We start from the raw sequence: 19,328 nt of genomic DNA, 5'->3' as shown, positions 1-19,328 counted from the left end.
CCTTCGTCGGGTCACCGGACCACCGCCGGTGACCAGGCATCATGCACCAGCACCTGCGGTGCGCCCGAACCGTCCGCCGAGACCTGCCATACGTCACTGGTCGCCGCGCCGCCGTCCGCGTCGCGGGGCAGCCCGTAGATGACGTTCCCGTCGTCGAGCCACTCGACCTGGTCGTCGACGCTGCGGGTCTCGGCCAGCATGGTCTCGGCGCCGGTGGCCAGGTCGTATACGGCCAACCGCCACTGGCCGGGCGGCAGGTCGCCGCGCTTTTTGAACACCACCCGGGTCCGGTCCGGGGACAACGACGGGCACTCGGCGTCCTCCCGCAGCGCGTCCACCCGGCGCTCGCCGATGCTTCCCTCGACCAGCCAGGTCCGGCCGCCCGACGCGGCGGTGGCGTAGAACCGGTCGTCGTCGGCGAAGGTGACCCCCCACAGGTTCTTGTCGGCCGCGGTGACCGGCTCGCCGTCGACGTACAGCGGGAACTGTTCGATGTCGCCGACCACCTCGCCGTCGGTGCGGCTGATCACCGTACGGGTGGAGAACTCGCCCGGGTTGGCGTAGGAGTCGCCGGCCACAAAGGATGTGGTCGCGGCCAGCGTACCGTCGCGGGACAGCCGTGCCCGGGACGGGATCCCGGTCAACGGCAGGTCCAGCCTCGGTTCGAACCCCGCGTCCAGCAGCCGCGCCCGGTACACGGTGAGCAGCCCACGCTCGGCGGACAGGCAGAGAGTCTGTGAGTCGGTGGCGTACACCCGCTCGCAGCTCGCCCCGGTCAGCGCCCGCGGCCCGTCCGGATCGGACAGTGGCGTCATCGCGACCTCGCCGTAGCCGGTGCCGAGTGCGGTGGAGCGGAACACCAGATGTGCCTCGGCGCGTACCGCCGCCAGGTCGGCCCGCACCGGCACCGGGCTGGCATCGGCCTGCACCCGGGCCTGCGACTGCCGGACCTGCCACACGTACCCGCCGGCGCCGAACGTCACCAGCAGCACGATCGCGACGAGGACCGCCAGCCGGACCCGCAGCCCCATCAGGACCCCTCACCCGCCGGTACGACGGCGTCGCCGGCCGCCGGAGCCCGGTCCACGCCACGCAGCAGCCACCAGGCCACCGGGATGCCGCCGGCCAGGACCGCCGCGAAGATCAGCACCGCACCGGCCGGACCGGTCACCGACCACAGCAGACCGAATGCGATCGACGAGACGAACCGGGTCAGCACCACCACCGTCTGCGCGGCGGCGATCCCACTGCCCCGGGCCGGGGCCGGCACCAACCGGGCGACCAGCGCCGGCAGCACCCCGTCGGTGGCGGCGTAGAAGACGCCGAGCAGCAGCAGCACCGCGACGGTCAACCCGACGCCGCCGGCCGGCGCGGCGGCCAGCAGGTAGCAGACGAGCAGCGCGCCGTGCCCGGCGACCATCACCTTCGCCCGGCCGACCCGGTCAGCCAGCCGGCCCATCGGCACCGCCAACAGCAGGTACGCCACGTTGGTGCCGACGAACAGCAGCGGGAAGTACAACGCGGCGAAGTCGTCGCGGTCCTGCAACGTCAGGTAGAGGAACCCGTCGCCGACGGTCGACAGACCGAGCAGACCGGCGGCGAGCAGCGGCCGGCGCAGCCGGGCTCCGGTCACCTCGGCCACCATCCGCCTTACGCCGAACCGCACCGCGCCCACCGTGGTCGACAGGTTCGGCACGAACAGCACCAGCACCGCCACGCCGACCACCGCGAACGCGAACGACACCAGGAACACCGAGTCGTAGCTGCCCGGGACCGCGGCGAGCAGAGCGAAGGCCACCAGCGGCCCGAGCGCGGCGCCGAAGGTGTCCAACGCCCGGTGCACGCCGAACGCCCGCCCCAGCAGCGCCGGATCCGACGAGGCGGCGATCAGCGCGTCCCGGGGCGCGGTGCGCAGCCCCTTGCCGAGCCGGTCCGTGGTGATCACCGCGGTGATCGCGGCGAACCCCTGGGCCGGCACCATGGCGATCCGGCTCAACGCCGACGCGCCGTAGCCGACCACCGCCACCCACTTCGGGCGCCCACCGCGGTCCCCGGCGTACCCGCCGGCGATCCGGACCAGCGCGCTGACGCCCTGGTAGACACCGTCGAGAAAGCCGTACGCCACCGGGCTGAGCCCGACCACCACGGTCAGGTACAGCGGCAGCACCGAGGCGACCATCTCCGAGGAGACGTCGGTGAGCAGGCTGACCGTGCCGAGCAGCAGTACGGTGCCGGACACCCGCCGGCCGACGGCCCGGCCCGGGGTGCCCGAGTCCGCGCCAGGCCGGTCGCGCAGGGTGACGTACACGGTGGACTGTCCGGTCAACCCGCCAGCGCGGCGGCCAGCACCTCGACGACCCGGTCCTGCTGCTCGGCGGTCAACTGCGGGTAGATCGGCAGCGACAGCAGCTCCGGCGCGGTCGACTCGGCGTGCGGGAACGACCCGGCCGGGTAGCCGAGGTCGGCGAAGGCCGGGGTCAGGTGCACCGGTACCGGGTAGTGAATGCCGGCACCGATCCCGGCCGTGTTCAGCGCGGCCAGCACAGCGTCGCGGCGATCGGTCCCGCCGGGCACCCGGACACAGTAGATGTGCCAGACGTGCACGTTGCCGTCCAGCGTCACCGGCCGGACCACGTCGAGGCCGGCCAGCAGCTCGTGGTAGCGGGCCGCGATGGCGCGCCGTCGGTCGTTCCAGCCGGCCAGCCGGGCAAGCTTGGCCCGCAGCACCACCGCCTGCAGCCCGTCGAGTCGGCTGTTGAAGCCGACCACTTCGTGCACGTACTTGCGGACGCTGCCGTGCGCCGACATCCGCCGGACGTCAGCGGCGAGCTGGGCGTCTGCGGTGACCACCGCGCCGGCGTCGCCGTACGCGCCGAGGTTCTTGCCCGGGTAGAAGCTGGTGGCGGCGATGCCGTCGGCACCGGCGCCCCGGCCGTGCCGGGTCGCCCCCTGGCACTGCGCGGCGTCCTCGACGATCGCGATCTCCTGCCCGGTGGCGGACAAGCTGGCGAGCCCGGCGCGCAGCCGCTCCACCTCGGCGAGCTGGCCGTACAGGTGCACCGGGGCGATCGCCCGGGTGGCCGGGGTGACCGCGGCCAGTGCCGCGTCCACGTCGATCAGGTACGTCGCCGGGTCGCAGTCGACCAGCACCACCCGGGCACCGGCTCGGGCGACCGCCTCGGCGGTGGCGATGAACGTGTTCGCCGGCAGGATCACCTCGCTGCCCGGGCCGACCCCGACCGCCCGCAGGGCCAGCTCCAGCGCGTCGGTGCCGTTGGCCACCCCGACACAGTGCGACACGCCGCTGAACGCGGCGTACTCGGTCTCGAAGGCGGCCACCTCGGCGCCGCCGATGAACGCGGTGCCGGCGAGGACCCGCTTGAAACCGGCATCGACCTCCTCGGCCACCTCGGTGTGGGCGGCGGCAAGGTCGACGAGGGGGATGCTGCTCACGCGTGACTCCTCAACTGCGACTCGTTCGTTCGATCGGCGGGGTGGCCGGCCGGGCCGTCAACCGGCGCGTCGGCTGGGCCGTCAACCGGGGCGTTGGCGGGGCGCAGAAAGCGGGCCGGCGCGCCGACCCACACCTCGCCGGCGGGTACGTCGCGCAGCACCACCGAGCCCATGCCCAGCTGCGACCAGGCACCGACGGCGATCCCGTCGCGCAGCAGCGCGCCAGCACCGACGTAGACGCCGTCGCCGAGCCGCACCCCGCCACCGAATCGCACCCCGGAGGCGATCGTGGCGTACGACCCGATCACGTTGTCGTGGGTCAGCACCACCTGTGGCATCACCGCGACGTGCGCACCGACGGACACCTCGGCGGTCAGATCCACCCCGGCCAGCAGCACGCTGCCCGGCCCGACGGTGCAGCCGACGCCGATCCGGGCGGCCGGGTGCACGATGGTGGCGTACCGCTGGGGCGGCAGGCCGAACCGCTCGACCAGCCGCCGCCGGGACCGGTAGTCGCGCGGGTTGCCGACGCAGACCAGCACCGCCGCGTCGGTCAGCTCGGCGACCAGGTCGGTGCCGCCGATCACCGGTACGCCGACCCGCCGGGTGCCGTGCAACGCCGGGTCGTCGTCGAGGTACCCGAGCAGCCGCCAGGTGGGTGCCGCCACGTTGACCACCGCGACAGCGGCGGCGGTCTCCCGGGCGAAACCGCCCGCCCCGACGATCAGCAGGTCCCTCATCGGCCGGCCAGTTTGCGCAGCACCGCGACGATGTGGTCCTGGTCGGCCTCGGTGAGCGCGTGGTGCAGCGGCAGGATCAGCGAATCCCGGGTCAGCCGCTCGGTCACCGGTAGCGGGGCCGGGGCGACGTGGGCGTACGCCGGCTCCAGGTGGGCGGCCATGATGCCGCGCCGGGCCGACACCCCGGCGTCGGACAGCCCGGTGAGCACGTCGTCGCGGCCGACGCCGAACTCCGGGTCGACCCGCACCCAGAACGACTGGAAGTTGGTTTCGCCGTACGCCGGATCGACCACCGGCACCAGCCCGTCGATCCCGGCGAGCAGTTCGTGGTAGCGGGCGGCGAGCGCCCGCCGGCCGGCGACCAGGCCGGCGAGCCGACCGACCTGGACCAGGCCGACCGCCGCCTGGATGTCGGTCATCCGGTAGTTGAAGGCCGGTTCCAGGTATGCCTCCAGCACCGGCTGGGAGCTGGCGTGCCGGTCGGCGGCGGAGACGTTCATGCCGTGCTCGCGCAGCCGGCGCAGCCGGACCGCGCCGTCGGCGTCGGCCAGGGTCAGCATGCCGCCCTCACCGGTGGTGATCACCTTGCGCGGGTGAAACGACCAGGCAGAGACCGTTGCCCCGGCACCCACCGGTCGGCCGTACGCCCGGGAACCGGCCGCGCAGGCGGCATCCTCGATCAGCGGTACGCCCCAGCCGGCGGCCGCCGTACGCAGCGCGGCCGTGTCGAACGGCATACCGCCCTGGTGGACCGCGATCACCGCCCGGGTACGCGGGGTGCGCACCGCCTCGATCGTCTCGACGGTCAGGTTGCCGGTGGCCAGGTCGACGTCGGCGAAGACCGGCTCGGCACCGGCGTGCCGGACCGCGTTCGCGGTGGCGATGAACGACAGCGACGGCACGACGACCTCGTCGCCGGGGCCGACGCCGTGCAGCACCAGCGCCAGGTGCAGCGCGGTGGTGCAGGAGCTGACCGCCACCCCGTGGTCGGCGCCGACGACGGCGGCGAACTCGCGTTCGAACTGCGCCACCCGGGGGCCCTGGGCCACCCAGCCGGAGCGGATCGCCGCGGCGGCGGCCTGCTCCTCCTCCTCGCCGAGCATCGGCAGCATCACCTGGATGCGGCGCGGACTGGTTTCGCTCATGCCGGTTGGCTCCAGTTCCTGGTCTGCATCCGCTCCAGCGCACCGGGCTGCTCGCGCAGCAACCGCTGGAAGTACTCGAGGGTGTGGCCGATGCCTTCGGCCAATGACACGCGGGGGGCGAAGTCGACCGTCTTGCGCAGTCTGGAGGTGTCCACCCAGAGCCGGGGGACATCGGCCGGGCGCGGCGGCTCGAACACCGGTTGCAGGTCGGTGCGGCCGACCGCCTCCAGCACCGTGCGGGCCAGCAGACCGATGGTCAGCTCCTCGCCGTACCCGAGGTTGACCACCTCGCCGACCAGCTCGGTGGACTCGGCGACCCGGGCCAGTGTCTCGACGCAGTCCTTCACGTACAGGAAGTCGCGGGTGACGCTGCCGTCGCCGAAGACCACCGGCGGCTGCCCGGCCAGTGCCCGCAGGATGAACCGGGGGATCACCTCGCCGGAGTCACCTTCGAAGTGCGACCGCGGCCCGTAGTTGTTGAACGGCCGGACGCAGACCACCGGCAGCCCCCAGCATTCCAGGTACGAGCGGGCGTAGTGCTCACCGGCCAGCTTGCTGCTGCCGTAGACGGTCAGCGGCCAGGGGGTGGTCTGCTCGGTGATCGGGAACTCCAGTGCCCGGCCGTAGATCTCCGAGGTCGACACGTACAGCAGCCGGGACACCTGCGCGGCCCGAGCCGCCTCCAGCACGTTGAGCGTGCCGAGCGCGTTGACCTGGTGGTTCTCCACCGGGCTGTGCAGCGAGTGGCGTACCCCGAGGCAGGCCAGGTGGAACACCACGTCGACCCCGGCCATCGCGTCATGGCAGGTCTGCGGGTCGCAGATGTCGCCCTCGATCACCCGGACCGACTCGGCCCCGGGGAAGGTCAGATTTCCGCGGGTGCCGTTGCGGAAGTTGTCCAGCACGACGACCTGCGCGCCGAGCGAGACGAGGTGCTCGGTCAGGTGCGAGCCGATGAAGCCGGCGCCGCCAGTGACCAGCACGGTCGAGTTGGCCAGGTCGACGGCGGGAGTGGCACCGGGAGTGGACCCGGCAGTGGCTGCGACGGTCATGCGGCGGGCTCCTCGTCCAGCGGGATCATCGTGCCGCCAGCGGCGAGGCTGCGGGTGGCGGCTTCCAGGATGGCCAGCACCCGCAGGCCGGAACGGCCGTCGGTCAACGCCGGGGTGCCGGTACGGATGGCGCGGGCGTATTCGTCGACCATGGTGCGCAACGCCTCCCGCTCGGTCAGCGCCGGGGCGACCATGTCGCCGGAGCGGTACGACACCAGCATGTCCCGGCGGGCCTCGGTGCCGAGTTCGTCGGAGGTGGCGACGTCGACGCCCCGGTCGAACAGGGCGAGTCGCTGGCCCGGGTTGAGGTCGTCCCAGACCAGGGTCCGCTTCGACCCGCCGATGATAGTCGTACGGATCTTGACCGGGGACAGCCAGTTGACGTGCACGTGGGCGATCGCGCCGCTGCTCAGCCGCAGGGTGAGGTACGCCACGCAGGCCCGGCCGGCACCGATGCCGTCGGCGCCGTGCGCCGCGACCGCCACCGGCCGTACCCCCGGCGGCAGCACGAAGTCGAGAATGGACAGGTCGTGTGGGGCGAGGTCCCAGACGACGTCGATGTCGCGCTGCACCAGGCCCAGGTTGATCCGTACCGAGTCGAGGTAATGCAGCTCGCCCAGCTCGCCGGAGTGCAGCATCTCCCGGATCCGCAGCACCGCCGGGGTGTAGCAGTAGGTGTGGTCGCACATCAGGGTCAGGCCGCGCTGCTCGGCCTCGGCGACCAGCCGCGTCCCGTCGGCGTGGTTGGCGGCGAGCGGCTTCTCGACCAGCACGTGCTTGCCGGCGCGCAGCGCGGCGAGGGCGACCTCGAGGTGGGTGCCGGCCGGCGTGGCGATCGCCACGGCACGCACCGAGTCGTCGGCGAGCACCCGGGCCAGGTCGTCGGTCGCGCCGACCGTCGAGTAGCCGCCGAGCACTGCACGGGCCCGACCGAGATCGAGGTCACAGAGCCAGCGCAGCCGGAACGCCGGGCTGGACATGAAGTTGCGGACCAGGTTGGGGCCCCAGTAGCCGGCGCCGATGACGGCTACGCCGATGGGCTCGTCCGGCATGGCAGGCGGATGAGTCACGGATGTCCATTTCGTCGGGGGGCATGCTGACCCGGGCGGAGCCGGGCCGACCCGGGCCACCGCCGGATGGGCGCGGCCTACCGGTGGGCCCGGCGGAGAGGGTCCGTTCGGGAAGCTACCGAGCGCTGCCATGCCGACGCCAGCACTGTGACGTAAACCCGGCACAACCGCGCGGTCAGGAGGTACCTTCGTTGGCCCGGGTCCACCTGTCGGCCAGTGCCGGCCCGGATGGTCGGTTCCTTCCAGCCGGAGAGTCGGCCGCTTCGCAGCACAGGGTCGGTTTTCCGACATCGGTGGCACCGGTGACCCCCTACCGTGTGCGCCGCACCCCCGGCAGCTCTGACACACTGCCGGTGACCAGGGAGGATCACGGCTTATGAGTGCAACCGCAGCGCGTCCGGACGCCACTGCCGCCGACGCCACCGTCGCCGGCTCCGCCGACGTGGCCGACACGGCGAGTATCGGTGCCGGTACCCGCGTCTGGCACCTGGCTCAGGTCCGCGAGGACGCGTCGGTCGGCCGCAACTGCATCATCGGCCGAGGGGCGTACGTCGGTCCGGGGGTCCGGCTCGGCGACAACGTGAAACTGCAGAACCACGCCCTCGTCTACGAGCCGGCGCAACTCGACGACGGAGTGTTCATCGGGCCGGCGGCGGTGCTCACCAACGACGAGTACCCCCGGGCGGTCACCCCGGACGGGCGGCTGAAGACCGGCGACGACTGGACCGCGGTCGGTGTCACCATCGGCACCGGCGCGGCGATCGGTGCCCGGGCGGTCTGCGTCGCCCCGGTGCGGATCGGCCGCTGGGCGACGGTCGCCGCCGGTGCCGTGGTCACCCGGGACGTCCCGGACTTCGCCCTGGTCGTCGGGGTGCCGGCGCGTCGGGTCGGCTGGGTCGGCCGGGCCGGCGTACCACTGGTCGAGGACGGCGACGGCCGGTACGTCTGCCCCCGCACCGGGCAGCGCCACGTCGAGCGCGACGGGCGGCTCACCGAGGAGTGAGCCCGACCACCCCACGTCCGCCGGCAGGATCATCGGCGGTCGGGGCCGGCCGGGTCAGGCGTGGGTACGGCGCTTGCGCTCGGGCGCGCCCGCGGCGACCTTCTCAGCGGTCTGATCGACCGAGACCGCCTCGGTCGGGACCGCGTCGACCGGCAGGGTCTCCTCCGACGCCTCCTCCGGGGCCTGCACCGTCGTCGTTGTCGGCTCGGTCTGCTGCGCGGCCGTCTCGGGCTGCGGCGCCGCCGGTTCTGGTTCCCGCATCCCGGCGAGCCGTTGCTGTTCGGTGGCCAGCTCGGCCTGGACCGCACTGAGCGTACGCCGTGCCTCGTCGGACTCCTGCCGGGTGAGCACCATCTGGTGCCGCAGGTCAGCGAGGGCCTGCTGCGCCTCGGCGACCTCCTGCAGTACCTCGGTGAGCTGCTGACCGGCAGAGACGACCTCACGCTGGGCGGACGCCACCTGCTGCTGACTGCTGGCCAGCTGACGCTGGGCGATCGCGGCGTGCTCCTCGGAGAGGCGCCGCACGCTGGCGGCGTGCTCGTCGGCGCTGACCCGGGTGCTGAGCGCATACTCTTCGGCCTGCTGGCGGATGGTCACCGCCTGCTCCTCGGCCCGGGAGCGGATGTGGGTGGCGTACTCCTCGGCCTCACCGCGCTGGTTCGCGATGATCTCCTGGGTAGTGTCGCGCCACTGCTCCACCTCCTGCTCGGCGGCGGCCCGCAACTCGCCGATCTCCTGCTCCATCGTCGCGCGGCGCCGGTCGACCTCCTGCTGTACGCCGTCACGCAACTCGGCGACCTCCGCTTCGGCGGTACTGCGCAGCGCGGTCACCTCCTGCTCGACCTGGTCACGTCGGGCGGTGAGCTCCTGGTCCAGCTCGGCGCGGGTCTGCGCGACGAACGCGTCGGTCTCGGCGTGGGTCCGGGTGACGTACTCGGTCGCCTGCTCGACGGCCTGAGCGGCCTCCCGACGGGCCGACTCGGCGGCGGCCTCGCCCTCGGTACGGATCCGTTCGGCGTCCTGCCGGGCGGCGGCGACCGCCGCCTCGGCGGCCTCACGCAGGTTCGCCGCCTCCTCCTGGGCGGTGGTGACCATCCGGCTGGCGTCCATCCGGGCCTGGGTGACCAGCCGTTCGGCCTCGGCCTGGGCGTCGGCCAGGGTCCGGTCGGCGGTCTCCTGGGCGGTGCTGACCGCGTTGCTGGCCTGCTCCTGGGCGGTGGTGACGGTCTGCCTGGCTTCCCGCTGCGCGGCCTTGATGGTGTCGTCGGCCTCGCGCCGCGCCGCGTGCAGTGCGTCGTCGGCCTGCTGCTGGGCGGTGGCGATGAGCTGGTCGGCCTCCTCCCGGGCGGCTACCAGCGCCGCCTCGGCCGCTGCCCGCAGGTTGTCCGACTCCTCGCGGGCGCTGGTCACGGTCGCCTCGGCCTCGGCGCGGCGGGCGGCGTTGGCGCGGTCCTCCTCGGCGCGGCGGGCGGAGAGCGCCAGCTCGAAGTCGCGCATCGCGGTGTCGGCCTGCTGCCGGGCGTCGGCGAGCACCTGCTCGGCCTCGGCGCGGCGGGCTGCGATTTCTTCGGCGGCGTTGAACCGGATCTCTTCGGCCTGGTCCTCGGCGAGTCCGAGGATCTGCTCGACCCGGGGGCCGAGGTGCCGGAACGACACCTGGTCCAGGAAGCTGGTCTCCCGCCGGGCCTCGGTAAGATCCGCTTGGAGCTGCTCGATCTGCGCGGCCAGAGTGTGCATCTGCACGTAGATCTGTTCCCGCTCCGCGCCGAGCGTGGCCAGCTCGTTCTCGGTACGGGCGATGTAACGGTCGACCTGACGTTTGTCGTACCCCCGCAGCGCCAGCTCGAAGCTGGGCCCGGACCCGGAGTCCCCGTCAAGGTTGAAGAGTTCTTCGCCTTGCGCCATGGCTCCATCCTCACACGCAACGCCCTGTTGCGGGGCGATACCCATGCTCCTGACAGGACGCGCGTCACTTCGGATGATTTGCCAGGTGTGAACCATTCGCTCAGCGGGTATGTCGCAACACCGGCGGTGACCAGGCGCGTCGCCCCCGGGCGGCAGGCTGGCAGGGACACGTACAGCAGGGGACCGGGCACCGAACGCGAAGGGCCACGCCGGTGGTACGGCGCGGCCCTTCGTCGGTGTGGTTCAGGTGGTCAGTGCACCGCAACGGTGCGGCACCGGGTGGTCAGCCCGCCGACTTGGCGTTGACCGGCTCGGTGCTGTCGTCGGCCTTGGCCTTGCCGCTGTCCGCGCCGCCCTGCGGCACGCCGGGAACGATCCCGGCCAGGCCGGAGAGCATCTGGCCCAGCTGCGAGGTGACCGCGTCCTTCTGCCGGTTCAGGTCCTCGACCTCGCGGCGAGCGGCCTGGGTGGTCAGCTCGGCCTCGGTCCGGGCCTCGGTGAGCAGCCGGTTGGCTTCGCTGCGCGCCTCGTTGAGAGTCTTGTCCGCCAGCGACTTCGCCTTGTCCACGGTCTCCTGGGCGGACCGCTCCGACTCGATCCGGCGTGCCTCGGCGCGCTGCTCGATCTCCTTTGCCCGGTCTTCGGCGGCTCGGGCGCGCCCTTCGGCCTCGGCGACCATCCGCTGAGTCTGCGCGACCTGAGCAGCGTGCCGTTCCGACTCTTCCCGCTCAGCCTTCTCCCGGCGCTCGGCCAGCTGCAGCTCCAGCGCCTGCAGATCCTTGTCCCGCTTGTCGCGAGCGTCGGTGAGCAGCTTGGTGGCCTCGGCCCGCTTCTCCTCGGCCTCCCGGGCCGCCTTGGCCCGCAGCTGGGTGATTTCCCGCTCCGCGGTAGCCCGCAGGGTGGCGACCTCACGCTCCACGGTCGACTTCAGCTCGGCGACCTCGTGTGCGGTGACCGCGCGCAGCTGCTTGGTTTCCCGGTCCGCGTCGGCGCGCAGCGTGTCCGCCTCGCGCCGGGCCTGCACCCGGACCTCGGCCGCCTCCCGCTCGGCTGCGGTCCGGACGCTGCCCGCCTCCCGCTCGGCCCCGGCCTTCATCGCGGCGGCCTCGGCCCGCGCCTTGTCGGTGATCTCCCGGGCCTCCAGCCGGGCTGCGGAGAGGATGCCCTCGGACTCCCGCTTGGCCTCACCGCGGTGGTCGTTGGCCTGTTCCTCGGCGAGCCGGAGGATCTGCTCCACCCGGGTCCCCAGGCCGGAGAGGGTGGGCCGGTTGTTCTCCTCGAGCTGCTTGTTCGTGTCGGTGAGCTTCTGTTCGACCGCGTTGAGTCGCTGCTCAGCTTGGCGGAGCCGGCGCTGCGCGTCGTTCATCCGCTGCTCGGCCTCAGCTCGAGCCTGCTCCGACTGGGTGAGGGCGGCTACCAGCCGCTGCAGGTGGTCATCCACCTGGTTGCGGTCGTAGCCACGAAGCACGACGGTGAAGTCGTGCGGAGCGCTGGCGTTATCGAAGAACGCAAGGGAGGACTGCTGCTGGGGCATTGAGACATAGTGGCAGACGTACCTAGGTGTTTCGCAAGAGCGAACTGCCCGTCACCACGATAGCCGACATGGTCATCTTTTCTCGGCCGACCGGCGGTCGGTATACGAATTGTAGGCGTGCGCGTACGCAACGAAGTTTTTCTGGTCGTCGGGTCATCGCCGTCCACCCTGTCCGGAGCCGGTCAGCGCGACATCTGCCCAGCTCAGAGCGGTCCCCTCTGGGTGGTTCCGGGCAACGCCGACGACGTCGGGTGGGGTCATGCCCGGCCTGCGGGCCGGCCGCCGACGAACCGTTGCGCCGCCGGTGTCACACCGGTGGCTCGCCCCCGGACGCCGTACCTGAAAACCGGTGAAGTTGTCGGTCGGCTTCCTTTGGCATTACCGACCGACCAGTTCCGGTCCGTCGATCGCGATCGACGGACCGGAACTCGCCGGACCGGTCGGCACGACCGACCCGCTCCGTGGCTCAGCCGGCTGGGCCGGTCCGTGGTTCAGGTCGGCTGGGCCGGGGCCGCGGCCGGCTGGACCAGCTCGACCAGGACGCCGCCGGCGTCCTTCGGGTGCACGAAGTTGATCCGTGAACCGGCGGTGCCCGGCCGGGGCGCGTCGTAGAGCAGCCGCAGTCCGCGCTCGCGCAGCGCGGCGCACGCCGCGTCGATGTCCACCACCGTGTACGCCAGCTGCTGCATCCCGGGGCCGTTGCGGTCCAGGAACTTGGCGATGGTCGAATCGGGCGACAACGGGGCGAGTAGCTGCACCTGACCGCCGTCGGGCACCGGCCCGACGGCGAGCATGGCCTCGCGTACCCCTTGGGCGTGATTGACTTCCAGGTGCACGCAGCGCATGCCGAAGGTCCGGGTGTAGAAATCGAGCGCGGTGTCCAGATCCGCCACCGCGATCCCGACATGATCGATCTTCAGCAGGCCGATGTCTGTGACATAGTCCGCAGCGGCCTCGGCGGGAGCTTCTTCCGTCATGGCGATAGTCTGGCCGAACCATCGTTAAGTTGTCGCCGGCACCCCGGCCTTGTCCCACTGTGCGGAGGCGGAATCCCATGACCTCGGTGATCGTCAGCGGCGCACGCACCCCGATGGGCCGGTTGCTCGGCAATTTGAAGGACTTCCCGGCCACCGCCCTCGGCTCGACCGCGATCTCCGCCGCCCTCGGTCGCGGCGGCGTCGACCCCGGTCAGGTGCAGTACGTCATCATGGGCCAGGTGCTCCAGGCCGGCACCGGCCAGATGCCGGCCCGGCAGGCCGCGGTCGGCGCCGGTATCCCGATGAGTGTACCCGCGCTCACCATCAACAAGGTCTGCCTTTCCGGTCTCGACGCGATCGCGCTCGCCGACCAGTTGATCCGGGCCGGCGAGTTCGACGTCGTGGTGGCCGGCGGGATGGAGTCGATGACCAACGCGCCGCATCTGCTGCGGGGCCAGCGCGCCGGCTACAAGTACGGCGACGTCGTGGTCGCCGACCACATGGCCCTGGACGGGCTGACCGACGTGTTCGACTGCTGTGCGATGGGCGAGTCGACCGAGCGGCACGGCACCCGGCTCGGCATCAGCCGGGCCGAGCAGGACGCCTTCGCCGCCACCAGCCACCAGCGGGCCGCAGTAGCCCAAAAGAACGGCGTCTTCGCCGAGGAGATCACCCCGATCGAGGTGCCACAGCGTAAGGGCGACCCGGTCCGGCTGCTCAACGACGAGGGAATCCGGCCGGACACCACCGTCGAGACGCTGGCCCGGCTCCGTCCCGCCTTCACCCCGGACGGCACCATCACCGCCGGTAGTTCGTCACCGATCTCGGACGGCGCGTGCGCCGTGGTGGTGATGAGCCGGTCCCGGGCCGAGGCGCTCGGCCTCGACTGGATCGCCGAGATCGGCGCGCACGGCAACGTCGCCGGCCCGGACAACTCGCTGCACTCCCAGCCGTCCAACGCCATCCGGCACGCCCTCGGCAAGGCCGGGATGACCGTCACCGATCTCGACCTCATCGAGATCAACGAGGCGTTCGCCGCCGTCGGCGTCCAGTCGACCCGGGACCTCGACGTCGATCCAGGCATCGTCAACGTCAACGGCGGCGCGATCGCTCTCGGTCACCCGATCGGCATGTCCGGCGCCCGGCTGGCGCTGACCCTCGCGCTGGAGCTGCGCCGACGCGGCGGCGGGACCGGCGCCGCCGCGCTCTGTGGCGGCGGCGGGCAGGGCGACGCCCTGATCCTGCGGGTGCCGACCGCGAAGTGACTGCGGGTGCCGACCGCGAGGTGACTGCGGGCGCTGACCGCGAGGTGACTGCGGGCGCTGACCGCGAGGTGACTGCGGGTGCCGACCGCGAGGTGAGCAGGGGCGGCTCCCGCGACGTACCGGATCTCGTCCGGCGGGCCCGCGCCGGCGACGCCCGGTCCGTGGCGCGGCTGATCACGCTGGTCGAGTCCGGCGGGCCGCAGCTGCCGCAGATCGCCGCCGAGCTCGCCGGGCACACCGGGCACGCCCTGGTCGTCGGGCTGACCGGAGCTCCCGGCGTCGGCAAGTCGACCACCACCAGCGAGCTGGTCCGGGTGCTGCGTGGTCGGAACCTGCGGATCGGCGTCCTCGCCGTCGATCCGTCCAGCCCGTTCACCGGCGGGGCGATCCTCGGCGACCGGGTACGGATGCAGGACCACGCCACCGACCCGGGCGTGTACATCCGCTCGATGTCCAGCCGGGGCCACCTCGGCGGGCTGTCGTCGGCGACCCCGGCGGCGGTGCGGGTCCTCGACGGCGTCGGCTGCGACGTGGTGCTGATCGAGACGGTCGGTGTCGGGCAGGCCGAGGTCGAGGTGGCCGGGCTGGCCGACACCACGGTGGTACTGCTCGCCCCCGGCATGGGCGACGCCGTGCAGGCGGTGAAGGCCGGCATTCTGGAGATCGCCGACATCTTTGTGGTCAACAAGGCCGACCGGGACGGCGCCGACGGCACCGTACGGGACTTGACGGGCATGCTTGCGTTGACCGCCACCGCCCCGGGCGGATGGCGCCCGCCAGTGCTGCGGACCGTGGCCGCCCACGGCGACGGTCTCGACGATCTGGTGACCGCGATCGAACGGCACCGTGACTGGCTGGCCGGTCGGGGCGAGCTCACCGCCCGTCGGGCCCGGCGGGTCGCCGCCGAGGTCGAGGCGATCGCGATCGGCACGCTGCGCGGGCGGATCAGCTCGCTGCGCGGCGGTACGCTGCCCGCCGAACTCGCCGCCGAGGTGCTCGCCGGCCGGCTCGACCCGTACGCCGCCGCCGACCGGCTGCTCGCCGAGCTGACCCGGTCCACCCCGACACCGCGCTGACCTGGCTGTTTCCGACACCGCGCTGACCTGTGCTGCTCCCGCTTCTCCACCCCGCGTTTCCGTACCGTGCCGATCAGGCTGCTCCCGCACGCGCGGTCGGCGCGCCGATGCTAGGTCCGCTAGGGTCGGCGGGTGCCTACCACCGTCGATTCGCCGATCATCGAGCTCGCGGCTGCCACCGTCGGCTACCTCGGTGCCGAGCCGGTGCTGCGTGACGTGACGCTGACCGTGCGACCCGGTCACCTGCTGGCGGTCACCGGGCCGTCCGGTGCGGGCAAGACGACCCTGCTGTCGGCGATGGCCGGCCTGCTGCGGCCGATCGGCGGATCCATCTCGCTCGGTGGTGAACCGCTGCGCGACCGCGACCACGCTGTGGATCGCAAGGTCGTGCTGGTCCCACAGGACAACGGCCTCGCCGCGATACTGACAGCAGGGGAGAACCTGCAGGTGGCGCTGATCGCTGTCGGGATGAGCCCAGCGGCAGCGCGGCGGGCCGGCGCGGCCGCACTCGACCGGCTCGGCCTCGCCGGTCAGTCCGACCAACTCGTCGAGGAGCTCTCCGGCGGCCAGCAGCAGCGGACCGCCTTGGCCCGGGCGCTGGCGCTGCACGGTGACGTGCTGCTCGCCGACGAGGTGACCAGCGAGCTTGACGCGGCCAACCGTCAGCTGGTCCTCGACCTGCTGCGGGCCGAGGCCGACCGGGGTGCAGCCGTCGTCTTCGCCACCCACGACTCGGAGGCGGCTGCCGCCTGCGACGCCGAACTGCACCTGCTCGACGGCCGGGCCGAACTGACCCGCGGCTGGCCTGAGCCGGCTCAGGGGTCAGGCGACGGATAGCGTGTCGACGACCGTCGAGGTCGCCGCCGTGCCGACACCCGGGTGGCCGCAGGTCATCCGGGCGTCGGCTTGCTGATCAGGGAATCAACAGCAGTTTGCCGGTCGAGCGGCGGTGCTCGAGGTCGTCGTGCGCGGTGCCGGCGTCCGCCAGCGGGTAGGTGCGTCCGAGCTCGGTGACGAGTCCTGGGGTTCCTACATCGGTGTCAGCCTGCGTGAGCTGATCACCACCGGTGTGGGGCGGCCCAACACCAAGGCGGCGGGCGGCGAGTTCTACCGGACTCCCGCCGTGGCGATGATCAGCGTGCCGGTCGTGGGCGAGGCCAGCCGGCCGGCCTGACCACGGGGCGCCGGTCAGTGGAGGCCAGCCCACTCACCGGCACCCGCCCGAGGTCACAACTGTGGTGCCACCTCGGCGGCGACGAGTTCGACGTGGTCGAGGTCGGCCAGGTCCAGCACCTGCAGGTAGATCCGCTGGGCGCCGATCTCGGCGTACCGGCCGATCTTGTCCACCACCTCGGCCGGCGTGCCGGCCAGACCGTTCACGCGCAGCTCGTCCGGCTCCCGACCGATGGCCGCCGCCCGCCGCGCCACTTCGGCGTCGTCACGACCGCAGCACAGCACCAACGCGTTGGACAGCCGCAGGCTGTCCGGGTCGCGGCCGGTCTCGGCGCAGGCCGTCCGTACCTGCTGGAACAGTCGCGCCGACTCGGCGAGGCCCTCGAACGGCACGTTGAACTCGTCGGCGTAGCGGGCAGTCAGCTGCGGGGTCCGACGGCGGCCCTTCCCACCGAGCAGCACCGGCGGCCGGGGCCGCTGCACCGGCTTGGGCAGCGCCGGCGAGTCGGCGATCCGGTAGTAGCTGCCCTGGAAGTCGAAGGTGTCGCCGACCGGGGTCTCCCACAGGCCGGTGATGACCGCCAGCTGCTCGTCGAGCCGGTCGAACCGCTCGGCCAGCGACGGGAACGGAACCGCGTACGCGGTGTGTTCGGCCTCGAACCAGCCGGCCCCGATGCCGAACTCGACCCGACCGCCGCTCATCTCGTCGACCTGCGCGACGGTGATCGCCAGCGGACCGGGGTAGCGGAAGGTCGCGGCGGTCATCAGGGTGCCGAGCCGGATCCGGCTGGTGTCCCGGGCCAGCCCGGCGAGGGTCGTCCAGGCGTCGGTCGGGCCGGGCAGTCCGTCGCCGCCCATCGCCAGATAGTGGTCGGACCGGAAGAATGCGTCGTACCCGGCGTCTTCGGCGCACCGGGCCACCGCGAGAAGCTGCTGGTAGCTGGCACCCTGCTGAGGTTCGGTGAAGATCCGCAAGTCCACGCCGTCGAGCATATGCCGGTCAGGACGACCGGGCCGGGCGCACCGGTACGCCCGGTAGGAGACGTTGTCGTCGGGGACCTGATCGACCAGCACCGCGCTACCTGGGACCCGACCCGGTTTACCCTGTGTCGTTGCTGAGTGCCGCGCCGCCGCCGGAAGTGAGGAAGGCCGTTCATGCGCTGGTCCCGACTACACATTCCTACGTTGCGCGATGACCCGGCGGAGGCCGACGCGCCGAGCCACCGGCTGCTGCTGCGGGCCGGCTACCTGCGGCAGTTGATGGCCGGCCACTACTCGCTGCTGCCGCTGGCGGTGCGGGTACGGGCGAAGGTCATCGAGGTGATCCGCGACGAGATGACGCGGATCGGGGCGCAGGAGTTCAGCCTGCCCGCGTTGCATCCGGCGGAGATCTGGCGCCGGACCGGTCGGTGGGATTCGATGGGTGAGGAGATGTTCCGGCTGCGCGACCGCAGGGGCGCCGACCTGGCGTTGGGCATGACCCACGAAGAGGTGTTCACGATCCTCGCCCGGGAGCTGAACTCCTACCGGGAGCTGCCGCAGCTGTGGTACCAGTTCCAGACCAAGTTCCGGGACGAGCCGCGGCCCAAGGCCGGGCTGATGCGCACCCGCGAGTTCACCATGAAGGACTCGTACAGCTTCGACCTGGACCGGGCCGGGCTGGACCGGTCCTTCGACCTGCACCACGACGCGTACCGGCGGATCTTCGACCGGCTGGGCGTCCCGGCGGTTGCCGTGCAGGCGTCCAGCGGTGCCATGGGCGGGTCGGCGTCGGTCGAGTTCATGTGCCCGGCACCGACCGGCGAGGACCAGGTGGTCGACTGCCCGGCCTGCGGCTACGCCGCGAACCTGGAGAAGGCGACGTCGCGGCTCGATCCATGGACGGACGCCGCCGGGTCCGCCGCCCCGCAGCCGTTCGACACCCCGGGCGTACGGACCATCGACGATCTCGCGGTGCGCTTCGCCGCGCCGGCCGACCGGCAGATCAAGACCCTGGTGTACGTGCTCGACGGCCAGCTCACCCTGGTGCTGCTGCGCGGCGACCACCCGCTCAACGAGCAGAAACTGGCTGACGCCACCGGCGCGGCGCAGCTGCGGCCGGCCGCCGGCGACGAGATTAGGGCGGCGCTGGGGGCGGCCCCGGGCAGCCTGGGCGCGGTCGGGGTGACGGGTCTGCCGGTGATCGCCGACGAGGCGTTGCGCGGCCGGCGGGAGATGTTCACCGGCGCCAACGTCGACGGCGTCCATCTGCGTGGCGTCGACGTCGACCGGGACGTCGCCGTCGGCACCTGGGCCGACCTGCGCGAGGTGGCCGCCGGCCAGCCGTGCGTGCCGTGCGGGGAGCCGCTGCGGGTACGCCGGGCGATCGAGGTCGGGCACATCTTCAAGCTCGGCCAGCGCTACAGCGAGGCGCTGGACGCGTCGGTGCTCGACCCGGCCGGCAACCGGATTCCGGTGGTGATGGGCAGCTACGGGATCGGGGTGGAGCGGGCGATGGCGGCGATCGTGGAGAGCCACCACGACGCCAAGGGCATCGTCTGGCCTGCGGCGGTCGCCCCGTTCGAGGTGGCGGTGGTCGTCGCCCAGGTCGACGATGGTCCGGTGGCTGAAACCGGCGAGCGGATCTACCAGTGGCTGCGCGACGAGCGGGTGGACGTGGTGATCGACGACCGAGCGGAGCGGGCCGGGGTCAAGTTCCGCGACGTCGAGCTGGTCGGCATTCCGTTGCGGGTCACCGTCGGCAAGCGGTCGCTGGCCGAGGGGGTGGTCGAGGTGACCGACCGGGCCACCGGGGAGACGGTACGGGTGCCGGTGGGCGAGGTGGTCGACCATCTCCGGCGGCTGTTGCGGCCGGCGGGCTGAGGTGGCATCCGTCGCCGATCGCAGCCGGTGGGCTTAGCGATCGTTCAGTACGGGCTCTAGACTCGGATCCGCC

The 19,328-nt window shown here is 72.3% G+C and carries 17 protein-coding genes; 6 read left to right on the top strand and 11 right to left on the bottom strand.

Annotation, left to right across the window (positions count from 1 at the left end):
- Positions 1-11 precede the first annotated feature (11 nt).
- The 7 genes from O7621_RS28550 to O7621_RS28520 are packed head-to-tail and all read right to left on the bottom strand — an operon-like array spanning position 12 to position 7,442.
- The gene (locus O7621_RS28550; protein WP_282232068.1) at positions 12-1,031 is read right to left on the bottom strand and encodes a hypothetical protein; all 1,020 of its coding nucleotides are present in this window, start codon (positions 1,029-1,031) and stop codon (positions 12-14) included.
- The gene (locus tag O7621_RS28545) at positions 1,031-2,326 is read right to left on the bottom strand and encodes an MFS transporter (protein ID WP_282232067.1); all 1,296 of its coding nucleotides are present in this window, start codon (positions 2,324-2,326) and stop codon (positions 1,031-1,033) included. The genes O7621_RS28550 and O7621_RS28545 overlap by 1 nt, the downstream gene beginning before the upstream one ends.
- Entirely contained in the window at positions 2,323-3,453 is a 1,131-nt protein-coding gene (locus O7621_RS28540) for a DegT/DnrJ/EryC1/StrS family aminotransferase (protein WP_282232065.1), read from the bottom strand. The genes O7621_RS28545 and O7621_RS28540 overlap by 4 nt, the downstream gene beginning before the upstream one ends.
- Positions 3,450-4,193 carry an acetyltransferase gene (locus O7621_RS28535; protein WP_282232064.1) on the bottom strand — a complete coding sequence of 248 codons (744 nt, stop codon included), beginning with the start codon at positions 4,191-4,193 and terminating at the stop codon, positions 3,450-3,452. Before O7621_RS28535 ends, O7621_RS28540 begins: the two co-directional genes overlap by 4 nt.
- On the bottom strand, positions 4,190-5,338 hold the full coding sequence (locus O7621_RS28530; protein ID WP_282232063.1) for a DegT/DnrJ/EryC1/StrS family aminotransferase: 1,149 nt from the start codon (positions 5,336-5,338) through the stop codon (positions 4,190-4,192). Before O7621_RS28530 ends, O7621_RS28535 begins: the two co-directional genes overlap by 4 nt.
- Positions 5,335-6,390, bottom strand: a complete 1,056-nt coding sequence (locus O7621_RS28525) for an NAD-dependent epimerase/dehydratase family protein (RefSeq protein ID WP_282232062.1) — start codon at positions 6,388-6,390, stop codon at positions 5,335-5,337. The genes O7621_RS28530 and O7621_RS28525 overlap by 4 nt, the downstream gene beginning before the upstream one ends.
- Positions 6,387-7,442: a Gfo/Idh/MocA family oxidoreductase gene (locus O7621_RS28520; protein ID WP_282232061.1), complete on the bottom strand. Its 1,056-nt coding sequence runs from the start codon at positions 7,440-7,442 to the stop codon at positions 6,387-6,389. The genes O7621_RS28525 and O7621_RS28520 overlap by 4 nt, the downstream gene beginning before the upstream one ends.
- A gap of 394 nt (positions 7,443-7,836) precedes the next feature.
- Between O7621_RS28520 and O7621_RS28515 the strand changes: the two genes are divergently transcribed.
- The gene (locus O7621_RS28515; RefSeq protein WP_282232060.1) at positions 7,837-8,463 is read left to right on the top strand and encodes an acyltransferase; all 627 of its coding nucleotides are present in this window, start codon (positions 7,837-7,839) and stop codon (positions 8,461-8,463) included.
- 54 nt (positions 8,464-8,517) lie between these two features.
- Here O7621_RS28515 and O7621_RS28510 read toward each other — a convergent pair whose 3' ends face one another.
- The 3 genes from O7621_RS28510 to mce all read right to left on the bottom strand — a co-directional run bounded on the left by O7621_RS28510 (position 8,518) and on the right by mce (position 12,879).
- Complete coding sequence (locus tag O7621_RS28510; RefSeq protein ID WP_282232059.1) at positions 8,518-10,368, bottom strand: hypothetical protein; 1,851 nt, start codon at positions 10,366-10,368, stop codon at positions 8,518-8,520.
- Positions 10,369-10,651: 283 nt separating this feature from the next.
- Positions 10,652-11,902, bottom strand: a complete 1,251-nt coding sequence (locus O7621_RS28505; protein WP_282232058.1) for a DivIVA domain-containing protein — start codon at positions 11,900-11,902, stop codon at positions 10,652-10,654.
- A gap of 491 nt (positions 11,903-12,393) precedes the next feature.
- Positions 12,394-12,879, bottom strand: coding sequence for a methylmalonyl-CoA epimerase (gene mce / locus O7621_RS28500; protein WP_282232057.1), 486 nt, complete (start codon positions 12,877-12,879; stop codon positions 12,394-12,396).
- A 77-nt stretch (positions 12,880-12,956) separates the two neighbouring features.
- On the opposite strand from mce, the gene O7621_RS28495 reads away from it, so the two are divergent.
- From O7621_RS28495 to O7621_RS28480, 4 genes are all read left to right on the top strand, one after another.
- Positions 12,957-14,144: an acetyl-CoA C-acetyltransferase gene (locus tag O7621_RS28495; protein WP_282232056.1), complete on the top strand. Its 1,188-nt coding sequence runs from the start codon at positions 12,957-12,959 to the stop codon at positions 14,142-14,144.
- 68 nt (positions 14,145-14,212) lie between these two features.
- Complete coding sequence (gene meaB, locus O7621_RS28490; protein WP_282234778.1) at positions 14,213-15,220, top strand: methylmalonyl Co-A mutase-associated GTPase MeaB; 1,008 nt, start codon at positions 14,213-14,215, stop codon at positions 15,218-15,220.
- A 156-nt stretch (positions 15,221-15,376) separates the two neighbouring features.
- Complete coding sequence (locus O7621_RS28485) at positions 15,377-16,057, top strand: ATP-binding cassette domain-containing protein (protein ID WP_282234776.1); 681 nt, start codon at positions 15,377-15,379, stop codon at positions 16,055-16,057.
- A 112-nt stretch (positions 16,058-16,169) separates the two neighbouring features.
- On the top strand, positions 16,170-16,394 hold the full coding sequence (locus O7621_RS28480; protein WP_282232055.1) for a hypothetical protein: 225 nt from the start codon (positions 16,170-16,172) through the stop codon (positions 16,392-16,394).
- A 53-nt stretch (positions 16,395-16,447) separates the two neighbouring features.
- On the opposite strand, the gene O7621_RS28475 is transcribed toward O7621_RS28480, so the two are convergent.
- Positions 16,448-17,374 carry an LLM class F420-dependent oxidoreductase gene (locus O7621_RS28475; protein WP_282234775.1) on the bottom strand — a complete coding sequence of 309 codons (927 nt, stop codon included), beginning with the start codon at positions 17,372-17,374 and terminating at the stop codon, positions 16,448-16,450.
- Between the two features lie 174 nt (positions 17,375-17,548).
- Between O7621_RS28475 and O7621_RS28470 the strand changes: the two genes are divergently transcribed.
- A complete protein-coding gene (locus tag O7621_RS28470; RefSeq protein ID WP_282232054.1) occupies positions 17,549-19,255 on the top strand; it encodes a proline--tRNA ligase in 1,707 nt (568 codons plus the stop codon).
- The last annotated feature ends 73 nt before the right edge of the window (positions 19,256-19,328 follow it).

This window comes from Solwaraspora sp. WMMD937 (genome assembly GCF_029581175.1).
Lineage (GTDB): Bacteria > Actinomycetota > Actinomycetes > Mycobacteriales > Micromonosporaceae > Micromonospora_E.
Note: the sequence above shows the minus strand (reverse complement) of the source record. Positions and strands in the feature narration are given on the sequence as shown.